Below are 12631 nucleotides of genomic sequence, written 5' to 3' on the forward strand. Positions count from 1 at the left end.
GGCGAAAATTGCATCATGTATCTGCATCACCATCCCTTTTGCCCGCATTCCCGGTTTGTCCGCCTGCTGCTCTCCGAATACGGGCTCGAACCGGAGCTTGTCGAAGAGCGGGTGTGGGAGCGTAGGCCCGGCTTCCTTGCCCTCAACCCGTCCGGCGAAACGCCGGTGATCGTTGAGGAAATGGCCGCCTCGGTGCCCGGCGCCAGCATCATCGCCGAATGGCTCGACGAGACGCGGGGCCTTGCCCTCGGCGACCATCGCCTGCTGCCGGACTCCCCGGCGGCGCGGGTGGAGGTGCGCCGGCTCACCCAATGGTTCAACGAGAAGATGTATGTGGAGGCCACCGAGCCCCTGGTGCGCGAGCGCATCCACAAGCGCTACATGACGCGCGAGCAGGGCGGCGGCTCGCCCGATGCCACATCCCTGCGCATGGGGCGCAGCAATCTGCGCTATCATCTGAAATATATCGGCTGGCTGGCCAAGGCGCGCAAATGGCTCGCCGGGGAGAAGCTGAGCCAGGCCGACCTTGCCGCCGCCGCGCATCTCTCGGTGGCCGATTATCTGGGCGACGTGCCGTGGGACGAGGACGATCACGCGAGGGACTGGTACGCGCGGATCAAATCGCGCCCGACCTTCCGCGCGCTTTTGACCGAGAGCATCCCGGGCATGCCCCCGTCCAAGACCTACGCGGACCTCGACTTCTGACCGAAGCGGCCGGCGCGTCCCTTGAGGAAATCATCGCCGACCTTGCCCGTTCGGAAGGCTTCGACGCCGTCGGCATCGCCCGGGCGGACGCGATCCCGCAGGCCGGGGCCCGGCTGAAGGATTGGGTCGCTGGCGGCGCCCACGGCGACATGGGCTGGATGGCCGAGACGCTGGAGCGCCGGGCCGATCCCGCCGTGCTGTGGCCGCACCTACGCTCCGTCATCATGCTGGGGCTCAATTACGGCCCGGCGGAAGACCCGCGCGCGGTGCTGGCGCAGCGGTCGGCGGGTGCCATCTCGGTCTATGCGCGGGCCGAGGATTACCACGACATCATCAAGCCGAAGCTGAAGCGCGTTGCCCGCGCCCTGCTGGCCGAGGCCCACAGGCGTGGCCTTGAGGGCGACGTGAAGGTGTTCGTGGATACCGCTCCGCTCATGGAGAAGCCGCTGGCGGCGGCGGCGGGGCTGGGCTGGCAGGGCCGGCACACCAATCTGGTCTCGCGCGATTTCGGCTCCTGGCTGTTCCTCGGTGCCATCGCCACCACGCTGGAGCTGGCACCTTCAGAGCCGGCAAAGGACTATTGCGGCTCCTGCCGCGCCTGCATCGAGGCCTGCCCCACGGCGGCCTTTCCCTCCCCTTACGTCATCGATGCGCGGCGCTGCATCTCCTACCTCACCATCGAGCACAAGGGTCCGATCCCGCCCGACCTGCGGCCGCTCATGGGCAACCGCATCTATGGCTGCGACGATTGCCTCGCCGCCTGCCCGTGGAACAAGTTCGCGGAACTCGGGCGCGACATGAGGCTTGCGGCGCGGGCGGAGAACGACGCCCCGCCTTTGGCCGAGCTCGTCGCGCTGGACGATGCCGCCTTCCGCGCCCGCTTCCCGAAAAGCCCCATCAAGCGGGTGGGACGCGACCGTTTCGTGCGCAATGTCCTGACCGCCATCGGCAATTCGGGAGACGCCACGTTGCTGCCCCAGGTGGAGGCGCGCCTTGGCGATGCCTCCGCGCTGGTGCGCGGGGCGGCGGTATGGGCGCTGGGCCGGCTGGCTGATCCTGATACCGTCGCGGCCCACGCCCGCATATCGCTGCCGCAGGAACTGGACGCGACAGTGCGGGCGGAATGGGACGCCGCGTCGGTCGAACCTCTCTAAGTTCCGTCTCCGGCGGTGCGGGCGCTGTTTCCAACCGGCGCGTTTGCCGGTAGGATTGCCACCTCACGAATTATGAGGGGGGCGACAAGAGCTGGCGTCACGATCGCGTCGCGCCCACGCGCGATGATCGACGGCGACAGAACAGGCAACATGCACGAGCCCCGCAAGCTTTATGTGAAGTCATTCGGCTGCCAGATGAACGTCTACGATTCCCATCGTATGGCGGACACGCTGGCACGCGAGGGCTTCGTGGAGACGCAGGACCCGGCGGAGGCCGATCTTGTCATCCTCAACACCTGCCATATCCGCGAGAAGGCCGCCGAGAAGGTCTATTCGGAGCTGGGCCGCCTGCGCAAACAGAAGCACGAGGCCGGCTCCGACACCATGATCGCGGTGGCGGGCTGCGTCGCCCAGGCCGAGGGCGCCGAGATCATGCGGCGCGCGCCGGTGGTGGACCTCGTGGTCGGCCCCCAGAGCTACCACCGCCTGCCCGAGCTTTTGGCCGAGGCCAGGACCGGCAAGCGGGTGGTGGACACCGAATTTCCCGCCGAGGACAAGTTCGACCACCTGCCCGCCCCGACGCGGGCGGCCACCCGCTCGCGCGGACCGGCGGCCTTCGTCACCGTGCAGGAAGGCTGCGACAAATTCTGCACCTTCTGCGTGGTGCCCTATACCCGCGGCGCGGAGGTCTCCCGCCCGGTGGCCAAGATCATGGACGAGGCGGCGCGGCTGGTGGACCAGGGCGTGCGCGAGATCAGCCTCATCGGCCAGAACGTCAACGCCTTCCACGGCGAGGGACCGGACGGCACGACCTGGAGCCTCGCCCGGCTCATGGAGCACATGGCGAGCCTCGATGGCCTTGCCCGGCTGCGCTACACCACCTCCCATCCCCGCGACATGGACGACGACCTCATCGCCGCCCACCGCGACCTGCCCCAGCTGATGCCCTACCTGCACCTGCCGGTGCAGTCCGGCTCCGACCGCATCCTCGCCGCCATGAACCGCAAGCATGGCCGCGACGCCTTCCTCGCCATCATCGAGAAGATGCGGAAGGCGCGGCCGGACATGGCCCTGTCGTCCGATTTCATCATCGGCTTCCCCGGAGAGACCGAGCAGGACTTCGAGGACACCCTCGACCTGGTGCGCCAGGTGGGCTTTGCCAGCGCCTATTCCTTCAAATACAGCCCCCGCCCCGGCACCCCCGCCGCCGACCATACGGCGCAGGTGCCCGAGGAAGCGAAGGCCGAACGCCTCGCCGAGCTGCAGCGCCTGCTGGAAGCCTCCAAGACCGCGTTTGACGAAAGCTGCCGCGGCCGCACCTTCGACATCCTGCTGGAAAAGCCCGGCCGCCAGAGCGGACAGCTCATCGGCCGCTCGCCCTACCTGCAGAGCGTGGTGGTGAACGACCCACCCGCCGCCATCGGCGACCTCCTCACCGTGACCATCACCGACGTGGGCCCCAACAGCCTCGCAGGTGTTCCGGCGGAGGCCAACGACACGTCCGTTTCCCAGTCCCCAGCTTCTTCCGCCCGATCCCGGCCGCTTGCGGCCATGGAGGCTTGAGCTTGCGCAGATCCGGCAGCGACCGCGACCGTCCCCTCGAACGCGCCTCGGAGCGTTCCTCGGAGCGTTTTACTGAACGCACCTTGCCGCCCCCCGGCCCCGCCCGCGCGGCGGTGACGCCGCCCTGGGCGAGTACCGAGGACGAAGGCCCCGCCCATGTGGTGCTGGCCTTCGACGACAACCGGCTCGCCACCCTCCTGTTCGGCCATTACGGCCGCAACCTCGCCGTCATCGAGCGAAAGCTCGGGGTGAAGGCCGATTCGCGCGGCAACCACGTGACGCTGGAAGGCGCGCGCGATGCCTGCGAGCAGGCCCGCGCCGTGCTGGAACACCTCTATGAGGCCCTGCGCAAGGGCCGCGACATCAGTCAGGGCGACGTGGATGGGGCCATCCGCGAGGTGACCTCGCAGGGCTCCCTGTTCGATTTCGATCCGTCCGAGAACCGCCAGTCGTTCGACGAGATCCAGCTGCGCCGCCGCCCCGTGCGGGCGCGCACCGCGGCGCAGGACGCCTATATCAGGGCGCTGAAGCGTCACACCCTCGTCTTCGGCTCCGGTCCCGCCGGTACCGGCAAGACCTGGCTCGCGGTGGCCTATGCGGTGCATCTGCTGGAACGGCGGATGGTGGACCGCATCATCCTGTCGCGGCCGGCGGTGGAGGCGGGCGAACGGCTCGGCTTCCTGCCCGGCGACATGAAGGACAAGGTGGACCCCTACCTGCGCCCCATCTACGACGCCCTCTATGACCTGATGGACCGTCCCTTCGTGGAGCGGGCCCTGCAATCGGGCGAGATCGAGATCGCCCCGCTCGCCTTCATGCGCGGGCGCACCCTCTCCAACGCCGCGGTGATCCTGGACGAGGCGCAGAACGCCACCTCCATGCAGATGAAGATGTTCCTGACCCGCCTGGGCGAGAACTCGCACATGATTGTCACCGGCGACGCCAGCCAGACCGACCTGCCCCAGGGCCAGATTTCCGGCCTTGCCGAGGCGGTGCGGCTGCTGGACGGCATTGAGGGGGTGGGCGTCTGCGTCTTCAAGGCCGAGGACGTGGTGCGCCACGAAATGGTCGGGCGCATCGTCTCGGCCTACGAAAAGCTCGACGCGGCCAAGCTTGAGGCCGCTGCCGCCCGCCTCGGCAAGGGTGGAGCCTGATCCCATGGCCGCCTTGAAGCTTGTCGCTGCAAGCGTCCCCCCCGTGGAGGACCCCATCGTCATCGACGTGATGGTGGAGGCGGAGGGCTGGTCCTGCGTGCCCGAGGCCGAGGCCATCTGCCTGCGCGCCGCCAGGGCGGCGCTTGCGGCCTGCGGCGACGCGGTGCCGGAGCCCTGCGAGGTCGCCATCACCCTCACCGACGACGCGCGCATCCGCGTGCTGAACCGGGAGTGGCGCAGCAAGGACAAGGCCACCAACGTGCTGTCCTTCCCGCAGCCCGACCTTCCCGACGACGTGGACGCACCCCAGCCCCTGGGCGACATCATCGTCGCGCTGGAAACCCTTACCGGCGAAGCCCGGGCGGAAGACAAGACGACGGGCCACCACCTCGCCCATCTGGTGGTGCACGGCACGCTGCACCTTCTGGGCTACGACCACATGACCGAAACCGAAGCAGAGGAAATGGAGGCGCTGGAACGGCGGATCCTCGCGGGGCTCGGGATCGACGATCCCTATGCCCTGCCGCAGGACTGACGTTCCAAGGCGAAGATCAGACCATGTCCAACATCGACCAGCCAACGACCGAGACCAGCGCGGAGCCGCAAAGTTTTCTCGATCGATTGCGTGCCCTCCTCGGCACGTTCCGCCCGCACGGCTCGCTCCGCACCGACCTCGTGGAGGTGCTGGACGCGGCGGAAGCGCCCGAGGAGGAAGGGGAGTTCACCCCATCCGAGCGCAAGATGCTGCGCAACATCCTTCATCTGAAGGAGGTGGGCATCGGCGACATCATGGTGCCACGCGCCGAGATCGTCGCCGTGCGCAAGGATGTCTCGCTCGGCGAACTGCTCAAGGTGTTCGTGACCGTGGGCCACTCGCGCCTCGTGGTCTATGACGACACGCTGGACGATCCTGTCGGCATGGTCCACATCCGCGACCTCATTGCCTTCGTGACCGGCGACCTCACCAGCCAGCCCGGCAACAAGCTGGACCTGGGCGCGGTCAATCTCGACCGCTCGCTGGAAGATGCCGGCCTCATCCGCCGCATTCTCTATGTGCCGCCCTCCATGCCGGCAGTGGACCTGTTGGTGGCCATGCAGGCGGCGCGCACCCATCTCGCCCTCGTCATCGACGAATATGGCGGCACCGACGGCCTCGTCTCCATCGAGGACGTGGTGGAGGAGATCGTCGGCGAGATCGAGGACGAGCACGACGAGGCGGCCGAGACCCTTCTCATCCGCCAGCCGGACGGCAGCTTCCTCGCCGATGCGCGCACGCCGCTGGAGGCCGCCGTGGAAGTGCTCGGCCCCGCCTTCGCCTCGGAGCAGGCCATGGAGGAGGTGGACAGCCTGGGCGGCCTCCTCGTCATGGTGGCCTCGCGGGTGCCGAAGCAGGGGGAAATGATCGCCCTGCCCGGCGGCTTCGAGGTGGAGGTCCTGGAGGCGGACCCCCGGCGGGTGAAAAAGCTGCGTGTCATCCCCCCGCGGGAGAACACGCCGCTGCCCGCCATCGAATCCAGCACGTCCGACCTGTAGCGACGCGTGCTCCCAGCCTCCTCCCCGGTCGCGCGGCTGCGCGGGCGCTTCCTGGCGCTGCGCTTCCTCTCCGGCTGGCGCCGGCGCCTCGCCGCGTTCGTTGCCGGGGCGATCGGCGCGCTGGCCATGCCGCCGTTCGGCCTGTGGCCGGTGCTGGTGCTCAGCTTCGGCGTGCTCGTGCTGCTCATCGACGGCTGCCGCGGTGGGCTTAAGCGCCGCCTGTGGGGCGCCGCGGGCGTCGGCTGGTGGTTCGGCTTCGGCTATTTCCTCGCCTCCCTGTGGTGGATCGGCGACGCCTTCCTGGTGGAGGCCGACGTGTTCGGCTGGCTCCTGCCCTTCGCGGTGCTGGCCATGCCCACGGGGCTCGCCCTGTTCACCGCGCTGGGCGCGGTGCTGGCGCGGCTGCTGTGGTCGAAGGGGGGCGTGCGGCTGTTTGCCCTCGCCTTCGGCCTCACCGTATCGGAGTGGCTGCGCGGCCATGTGTTGACCGGCTTTCCCTGGAACACCTTCGGCTATGCCTTCGCGCAGTCGGACCTGCTGATGCAGAGCGCCGCGCTGGTGGGCATCTGGGGCCTCACCTTTTTTGCCGTGCTGCTGCTGTCCAGCCCGGTGCTGCTGCTGGTGCCCGGCCGGCGAAGCCTTGCCGCCGTCGCCGGCGCGGCGCTGGTGCTGGCGGGCGCGGCGGCCTGGGGCGGATGGCGGCTCGCCAGCACGCCCTTTGAGGCGGTGCCGGGCGTCCATCTGCGGGTGATGCAGCCCAACCTGCCGCAGGACAAGAAATTCGCATATGGCCGCCGGCGCGAGATCCTGGCCGACTATCTCGCCCTGAGCGCCCGCCCGAGCCCCACCTACCCGGCGGGTCTTGCCGACGTGACCGTGCTCATCTGGCCGGAATCGGCCTTCCCCTTCGTCTATGAGCGCGAGCCCTGGGCGGCGGAGGATATCGCCGCCACGCTGCCGCCCAACGTGACCCTGGTGGCCGGCGCGGTGCGCTTCGACCTGCCCCCGCCCGGCCAGCATTCGCCGTTCTTCAATGCGATCCGCGTCATCGACGCGAAAGGCCGGGTGTTGCGCAATACCGACAAGGTGCATCTCGTACCGTTCGGCGAATACCTGCCGTTCCAGTCGTTCCTTGAGTCCATGGGCATCGAGCAATTGACGCGGGTCAGGGGCGGTTTCTCATCCGGCAGCACACTGGCCGGGCTGAACGTACCCGGCGCCGGCCTTGCCGCACCGCTGGTATGTTATGAGGTTATCTTTTCAGGCAAGGTAATACCCGTCGGCCCACGCCCCACCTGGCTCCTGAACCTCACCAACGATGCATGGTTCGGTACCACCCCAGGTCCCTACCAGCACTTTGTGCAGGCTCGCTTGCGCGCGGTCGAGGAAGGCCTTCCGCTGGTGCGCGCAGCCAATACGGGCATCTCTGCCATCATTGATCCTCTGGGTCGTATTGTCGCAGGGTCGCGCCTTGGCGAAACGGGCCTCGTCGACGGTCCTTTGCCGCGACCGCTGGAAACAGTTCCGGTGGCGGCGCGTTTCCCTCTTGTGGTCCTTGCCGGCCTGTTGATAGCCGCGCTGGTGCTCGCCGCAGCGCCTCCAGGCGGTTGCATTACACGCAAAGGTTGATCGACGCTCGTAGATTGTATGCCTATGTTCGCCGGCAATCAGGGCAGCCTTCGCACCGCGAAGTAATGATTAATCTTTTCCGTCATAGCCGGAGAGACCATGGCCAAGAAGGCGCCGAACCCTATTGATAAGCACGTCGGCTCGCGGGTCCGCATGCGGCGGATGATGGTTAGCATGAGCCAGGAGAAGCTGGGCGAGCATCTGGGTATTACCTTCCAGCAGATCCAGAAATATGAAAAGGGTACCAATCGTATAGGAGCCAGCCGTCTTCAGCAGATCTCCACCGTGCTCGGCGTGCCCGTGGCGTTCTTCTTCGAAGGCGCACCGGCCTTCGGGCCCGAAGGAGAAGGCTTCTCTGAAGATCAGTCGCCCGCTTACGTTTCCGACTTCCTCGCGACTTCGGACGGGCTGACGCTGACCCGCAACTTCATGCGCATCACCGACCCCAAGATTCGCCGGCGGATCGTGGAATTGGTCATTGCCATCGCCGGAGAAGCGGAGACGCCCGCCTGAACCGTTCGTTTTGACGAACGATTTCGTGCAACCGACCTTGACCGCTCGCTGCCGCGTTGCCACAAGAAGAAACCGCAACGCGGCGCGGGCGCAAGAGGGTTCGGAGACATGGCGCGTCAGTCCTATCTGTTCACCAGTGAGTCGGTTTCGGAAGGCCATCCGGACAAGGTCTGCGACCGCATCTCCGACGAGGTGGTGGATACTTTCTTCCGGACCGCCGAAGTCGAAGGCTGGGATCCGAGCCAGATTCGCGTCGCATGCGAGACCCTTGCCACCACCAACAAGGTGGTGATTGCGGGCGAGACGCGCGGTCCCTCTTCCATCACGCGCGATCTGCTGTCCCACGCCGCCCGGCTCGCCATCAAGTCCATCGGCTACGAGCAGGCCGGCTTCCATTGGGAAACGGCGGACATCGACGTCCTGCTGCACGCCCAGTCCGCCGACATCGCCCAGGGCGTGGACATTGCCGGCAACAAGGACGAGGGCGCCGGCGACCAGGGCATCATGTTCGGCTATGCCGTGCGCGAGACGCCGGAGCTGATGCCCGCGCCGATCTATTATGCGCACAAGATCCTGAAGACCCTGGCCGAAGCGCGCCATTCCGGCGAGACCCATGCCCTCGGCCCCGACGCCAAGAGCCAGGTGACCGTCCGCTACGAGGGCGGCAAGCCGGTGGGCGTCACCCAGATCGTGCTCTCCACCCAGCACCTGGACGAGAACCTGTCGTCCCACGATGTGAAGTCCATCGTCGAGCCCTATATCAGCGCCACACTGCCCGAGGGCTGGATCTCCAAGGACACGGTCTGGCACGTGAACCCCACGGGCAAGTTCGTGATCGGCGGGCCGGACGGCGATTGCGGCCTCACCGGGCGCAAGATCATCGTGGATACCTACGGCGGCGCGGCGCCCCATGGCGGCGGCGCCTTCTCGGGCAAGGATCCCACCAAGGTGGACCGCTCGGCCGCCTATGCCGCGCGCTACCTGGCCAAGAATGTGGTGGCGGCCGGCCTCGCCGATCGCGCCACCATCCAGCTCGCCTATGCCATCGGCGTGTCCGATCCGCTGGCGGTCTATGTGGACCTGCATGGCACCGGCAAGGTGGACGAGGCCAAGCTCGAGACCGTGCTGCGCGAGGTGATGAACCTGCGCCCCCGCGGCATTCGCGAGCATCTGGGCCTCACCAAGCCCATCTATGCCCGCACGGCGGCCTACGGCCATTTCGGCCGCGCGCCGGAAGCGGACGGCGGCTTCTCCTGGGAGAAGACCGACCTCGTGGACGCCCTCAAGTCGGCCGTGGCCTGACAGTTCCGCAGCCTTCGGCCGCCGCGCCCGAACCTGTGGCGCGGCTGGCCCGATGGGACCGCGCGTTCTGCAGGCGACGGCGTGAGGGACTCCCGGATGCCGCGGCATCGTTCGGGATCCCCTATGATATGCACGACATGACCGAAGAAACGGAACGTCACGGCGCCTTCTACGGCCGACGCGTGGGCAAGGCGCTGCGCGGCGCCCAGCAGGATGCCATGGTGCGCCTTCTGCCCATCTCGCGCTTCGCCCTCGAAGAGGCGCGGACCCCGGCCAGCCTGTTCCCCCATGCCATTGCCGGCCTCTGGCTGGAGATCGGCTTCGGCGGCGGCGAGCACCTCATCTCCCACGCCACACGCCGGCCCGACATGGGCTTTATCGGCGCCGAACCGTTCCTGAACGGCATGGCGCGCATGCTGGTGGACCTGGAGAAGGCCGGGCTGTCCAACATCCGCCTGTTCGGCGAGGACGCGGCCCTGCTGCTCGACCGCCTACCGGCGGCGAGCCTCGACGGCACCGACCTGTTCTATCCCGATCCCTGGCCCAAGCGCCGCCACTGGAAGCGCCGGTTCGTCCGGCCGGACAATCTGGACCGCCTCGCTCGCGCCATCCGGCCGGGCGGCGTGTTCCGCTTCGCGTCCGACGTGCCTCATTATGTGGGCTGGACCCTGGCTACGGTGCGCGCCCACGGCGCCTTCCGCTGGACTGCCGAGCGGGCCGACGACTGGCGCCAGCCCTATCCGCACTGGCCCGGCACCCGCTACGAGGCGAAGGCCCTGGAGGAGGGGCGCAGTCCCACCTACCTGACGTTCGAGCGGATCTGATGGACCCCTCACCCACCCGAATCGTGAAGCGCCGCAAGGCCCTCGCGATAGGTGGGATAGGCGAGGCTCACGCCCAGCTCGGCCTTGAGCCGGTGGTTGGCCACCCGCTTGTTGGCGGCCCAGAAAGTGAGCGCCATGGGGCTCATGTCGCGTGCCGCATCGTCGAACGGGATGGCCGGCGGCACCGGCAGGCCGAGAAGCGCCGCCGCATGGGCGATGGGATCGCCGGGCGGGGCCGGCAGATCGTCGGTGACGTTGAGGATGCCGTCGAAGCGCCGCGCCACCACCGCGCGGATGGTCCGGGCGATGTCCGCCACATGGATGCGGTTGAACACCTGGCCCGGCTTGTCGATACGCCGCGCCGCGCCCGCCCTCAGCTGTTCCAGCGCATTGCGGCCGGGACCATAGATGCCCGCAAGGCGCAGCACCGAGACCGGGATGCCGCGCTTCTGCCCGAAGGCGAACCACTCCTGTTCCGCAGCAAGGCGCCGCTCCAGCCGCGGGCTGCCGGCGCGCGGGGGCGTGGTCTCGTCCACCCAGCCACCGCCATGGTCGCCATAGACGCCGAGGGTGGTCAGGTAGACCACCTGACCCAGCCGCCCTGCCTCCAGCACCTTGCCGGCGCAGCGCAAAATCGGATCGCCCCGCGCATCCGGCGGTGCTGACGCGATGATCAGCTCCGTCCCGGCGAGCGCCGCTGCGAGACCGTCGGACAGGCTTTCCCCGTCAAACAGGAAGGGCGCGACCTCCGCCGGCAGCGCGGCAAGACGCTCCGGCGTCCGGGCGGTGCCGACGATGCGGGAAAAAGGAGCTGTCCCGTCCGCCACCAGATGGCGGGCACAATAGCCGAAGCCCAATGCGGCAAGCGTCGTCATGGGGCCGGTGACGCCGGATCCAGATCAGCCGGGGAATTGCCCTCATCCGTCGCCACCGGCCGACCGGCAAGGGCGTGGGCGAACATGAGCCGCACGGACTCCTCACACTGCCGGGTGACGCTCTTGCGGTCATGGTCCTCGTCGAGCCGCACCGGTTCGCCGAAGGAGACCTCCACGTCGATGGAACCGTGACGCAGGACCTCCAGCAGGTGCGGCACCAGATCCATGTCGCCATACCAGGCCGCGATGTGGCGGTGGAGCCGCCCCATGGGTAGGCCCTGCAGGCGTACATAGGACACGGCGAGGGGCTGCACCGTCACCTCGGCGCCATCGGCGATGGCTTCGCGCACCGCGCCCACCAGTGCCGTGCGGAAGGGCAGCACGCGGTTGCCGTCGCTGGAGGTACCCTCCGCGAACAGCACCACCGGGTCGCCGTCCTGCAGCCGCTCGGCGATGGTGCGGTTGACCTCCCCGGTGGCGTGCCGGCGCTGGCGATCCACGAACACGGTGCGCTGGAACTTGGCCAGAAGCCCGATGAGCGGCCAGCGCGCCACCTCGCTCTTGGCCACGAAGACCAGCGGCGTGAGCGACCCGATCACCAGAATATCGATCCAGGATCCATGGTTGGCGAGGATGAGCAGCGGCCGGTCGGCCGCCGGCGCGCCGTGCACCTTCACCCGCACCCCGATGAACTTCAGGAGGATGCGGTGATAGAGCACCGGGATGCGGCGGCGGCTAGGCAGGGAGAGCTTGAGCGACAGCCATTGCAGCGGAATGCCCACCAGCGTCACCATCGCCACCGGAACCAGCACGGCAGCCACCCTCACGCGATCGAGAAAGCGCGAGACCGCGGGTTGCTCTGGCCCCAGGGGGTCCAGCCCGCCGAATTCGAGGGGCAGCCGCGTGGGCTCAGCCGCCGGCCCGGGGGCGGGCGTCACGACTTGTCGTCCTCGTCGAGGGGGACGGCGTAGAGTTCAAGGCGATGACCGCGCAGCTTGAAGCCGAGGCGGCGGGCGATCGCCTCCTGCAAGGCCTCGATCTCCTCGGAGCGGAATTCGATCACATGGCCCGATCTCAGGTCGATGAGATGGTCGTGGTGCTCGTCCGGCATCTGCTCGTAGCGGGCCCGACCGTCGCCGAAATCGTGGCGCTCGATGATGCCGGCATCCTCCAGCATCTTCACCGTGCGGTAGACGGTGGAGATGGAGATGTTGTCGTCGATGGCGACGGCGCGGCGGTGCAGTTCCTCCACGTCAGGATGGTCCTGCGCGCCGGAAAGCACGCGGGCGATGATCCGGCGCTGCTCGGTCATCCTCATGCCCTTGGCCAGGCACGCTTCCTCGATGACGCTCATGTTGCTGCCGCTCAAGCGGGACCTC

The 12631-nt window shown here is 68.0% G+C and carries 13 protein-coding genes; 10 read left to right on the forward strand and 3 right to left on the reverse strand.

Annotated elements, in window-relative coordinates:
- Positions 1 to 15: 15 nt before the first annotated feature.
- From V5F48_RS15545 to trmB, 10 genes are all read left to right on the forward strand, one after another.
- Entirely contained in the window at positions 16 to 705 is a 690-nt protein-coding gene (locus V5F48_RS15545) for a glutathione S-transferase family protein (RefSeq protein WP_149577978.1), read from the forward strand.
- Positions 702 to 1859, forward strand: a complete 1158-nt coding sequence (gene queG, locus V5F48_RS15550; RefSeq protein WP_394259505.1) for a tRNA epoxyqueuosine(34) reductase QueG — start codon at positions 702 to 704, stop codon at positions 1857 to 1859. Before V5F48_RS15545 ends, queG begins: the two co-directional genes overlap by 4 nt.
- A gap of 150 nt (positions 1860 to 2009) precedes the next feature.
- A complete protein-coding gene (miaB, locus tag V5F48_RS15555; protein ID WP_394259430.1) occupies positions 2010 to 3422 on the forward strand; it encodes a tRNA (N6-isopentenyl adenosine(37)-C2)-methylthiotransferase MiaB in 1413 nt (470 codons plus the stop codon).
- A gap of 113 nt (positions 3423 to 3535) precedes the next feature.
- Positions 3536 to 4576 (forward strand): PhoH family protein, encoded by a 1041-nt coding sequence (locus V5F48_RS15560; RefSeq protein ID WP_394108740.1) that lies wholly within the window; start codon positions 3536 to 3538, stop codon positions 4574 to 4576.
- Between the two features lie 4 nt (positions 4577 to 4580).
- A complete protein-coding gene (gene ybeY / locus V5F48_RS15565) occupies positions 4581 to 5111 on the forward strand; it encodes an rRNA maturation RNase YbeY (protein ID WP_394259431.1) in 531 nt (176 codons plus the stop codon).
- A gap of 23 nt (positions 5112 to 5134) precedes the next feature.
- The gene (locus V5F48_RS15570) at positions 5135 to 6109 is read left to right on the forward strand and encodes a hemolysin family protein (RefSeq protein WP_394259432.1); all 975 of its coding nucleotides are present in this window, start codon (positions 5135 to 5137) and stop codon (positions 6107 to 6109) included.
- Positions 6110 to 6145: 36 nt separating this feature from the next.
- The gene (gene lnt / locus V5F48_RS15575; RefSeq protein ID WP_394259506.1) at positions 6146 to 7738 is read left to right on the forward strand and encodes an apolipoprotein N-acyltransferase; all 1593 of its coding nucleotides are present in this window, start codon (positions 6146 to 6148) and stop codon (positions 7736 to 7738) included.
- Positions 7739 to 7837: 99 nt separating this feature from the next.
- The gene (locus tag V5F48_RS15580) at positions 7838 to 8251 is read left to right on the forward strand and encodes a helix-turn-helix domain-containing protein (RefSeq protein ID WP_138400726.1); all 414 of its coding nucleotides are present in this window, start codon (positions 7838 to 7840) and stop codon (positions 8249 to 8251) included.
- A gap of 108 nt (positions 8252 to 8359) precedes the next feature.
- Positions 8360 to 9553 carry a methionine adenosyltransferase gene (gene metK / locus V5F48_RS15585; protein WP_394108650.1) on the forward strand — a complete coding sequence of 398 codons (1194 nt, stop codon included), beginning with the start codon at positions 8360 to 8362 and terminating at the stop codon, positions 9551 to 9553.
- Between the two features lie 128 nt (positions 9554 to 9681).
- Positions 9682 to 10377, forward strand: a complete 696-nt coding sequence (gene trmB / locus V5F48_RS15590; RefSeq protein WP_394259433.1) for a tRNA (guanine(46)-N(7))-methyltransferase TrmB — start codon at positions 9682 to 9684, stop codon at positions 10375 to 10377.
- An 8-nt stretch (positions 10378 to 10385) separates the two neighbouring features.
- On the opposite strand, the gene V5F48_RS15595 is transcribed toward trmB, so the two are convergent.
- The 3 genes from V5F48_RS15595 to V5F48_RS15605 are packed head-to-tail and all read right to left on the reverse strand — an operon-like array spanning position 10386 to position 12606.
- The gene (locus V5F48_RS15595; RefSeq protein WP_394259434.1) at positions 10386 to 11252 is read right to left on the reverse strand and encodes an SDR family oxidoreductase; all 867 of its coding nucleotides are present in this window, start codon (positions 11250 to 11252) and stop codon (positions 10386 to 10388) included.
- On the reverse strand, positions 11249 to 12190 hold the full coding sequence (olsA, locus tag V5F48_RS15600; RefSeq protein WP_394259435.1) for a lyso-ornithine lipid O-acyltransferase: 942 nt from the start codon (positions 12188 to 12190) through the stop codon (positions 11249 to 11251). The genes V5F48_RS15595 and olsA overlap by 4 nt, the downstream gene beginning before the upstream one ends.
- Entirely contained in the window at positions 12187 to 12606 is a 420-nt protein-coding gene (locus tag V5F48_RS15605) for a Fur family transcriptional regulator (protein WP_282640615.1), read from the reverse strand. The genes olsA and V5F48_RS15605 overlap by 4 nt, the downstream gene beginning before the upstream one ends.
- Between the last annotated feature and the right edge of the window lie 25 nt (positions 12607 to 12631).

The organism is Xanthobacter autotrophicus ATCC 700552 (genome assembly GCF_043194565.1).
GTDB lineage: Bacteria > Pseudomonadota > Alphaproteobacteria > Rhizobiales > Xanthobacteraceae > Xanthobacter > Xanthobacter autotrophicus_F.

Coding starts and splice junctions, on each gene's coding strand:
- V5F48_RS15545 (WP_149577978.1), top strand. CDS start 16: ATGTATCTGCATCACCATCCCTTTTGCCCGCATTCCCGGTTTGTCCGC.
- miaB (WP_394259430.1), top strand. CDS start 2,010: ATGCACGAGCCCCGCAAGCTTTATGTGAAGTCATTCGGCTGCCAGATG.
- ybeY (WP_394259431.1), top strand. CDS start 4,581: ATGGCCGCCTTGAAGCTTGTCGCTGCAAGCGTCCCCCCCGTGGAGGAC.
- V5F48_RS15570 (WP_394259432.1), top strand. CDS start 5,135: ATGTCCAACATCGACCAGCCAACGACCGAGACCAGCGCGGAGCCGCAA.
- V5F48_RS15580 (WP_138400726.1), top strand. CDS start 7,838: ATGGCCAAGAAGGCGCCGAACCCTATTGATAAGCACGTCGGCTCGCGG.
- metK (WP_394108650.1), top strand. CDS start 8,360: ATGGCGCGTCAGTCCTATCTGTTCACCAGTGAGTCGGTTTCGGAAGGC.
- trmB (WP_394259433.1), top strand. CDS start 9,682: ATGCACGACATGACCGAAGAAACGGAACGTCACGGCGCCTTCTACGGC.
- V5F48_RS15595 (WP_394259434.1), bottom strand. CDS start 11,252: ATGACGACGCTTGCCGCATTGGGCTTCGGCTATTGTGCCCGCCATCTG.
- V5F48_RS15605 (WP_282640615.1), bottom strand. CDS start 12,606: ATGAGCGTCATCGAGGAAGCGTGCCTGGCCAAGGGCATGAGGATGACC.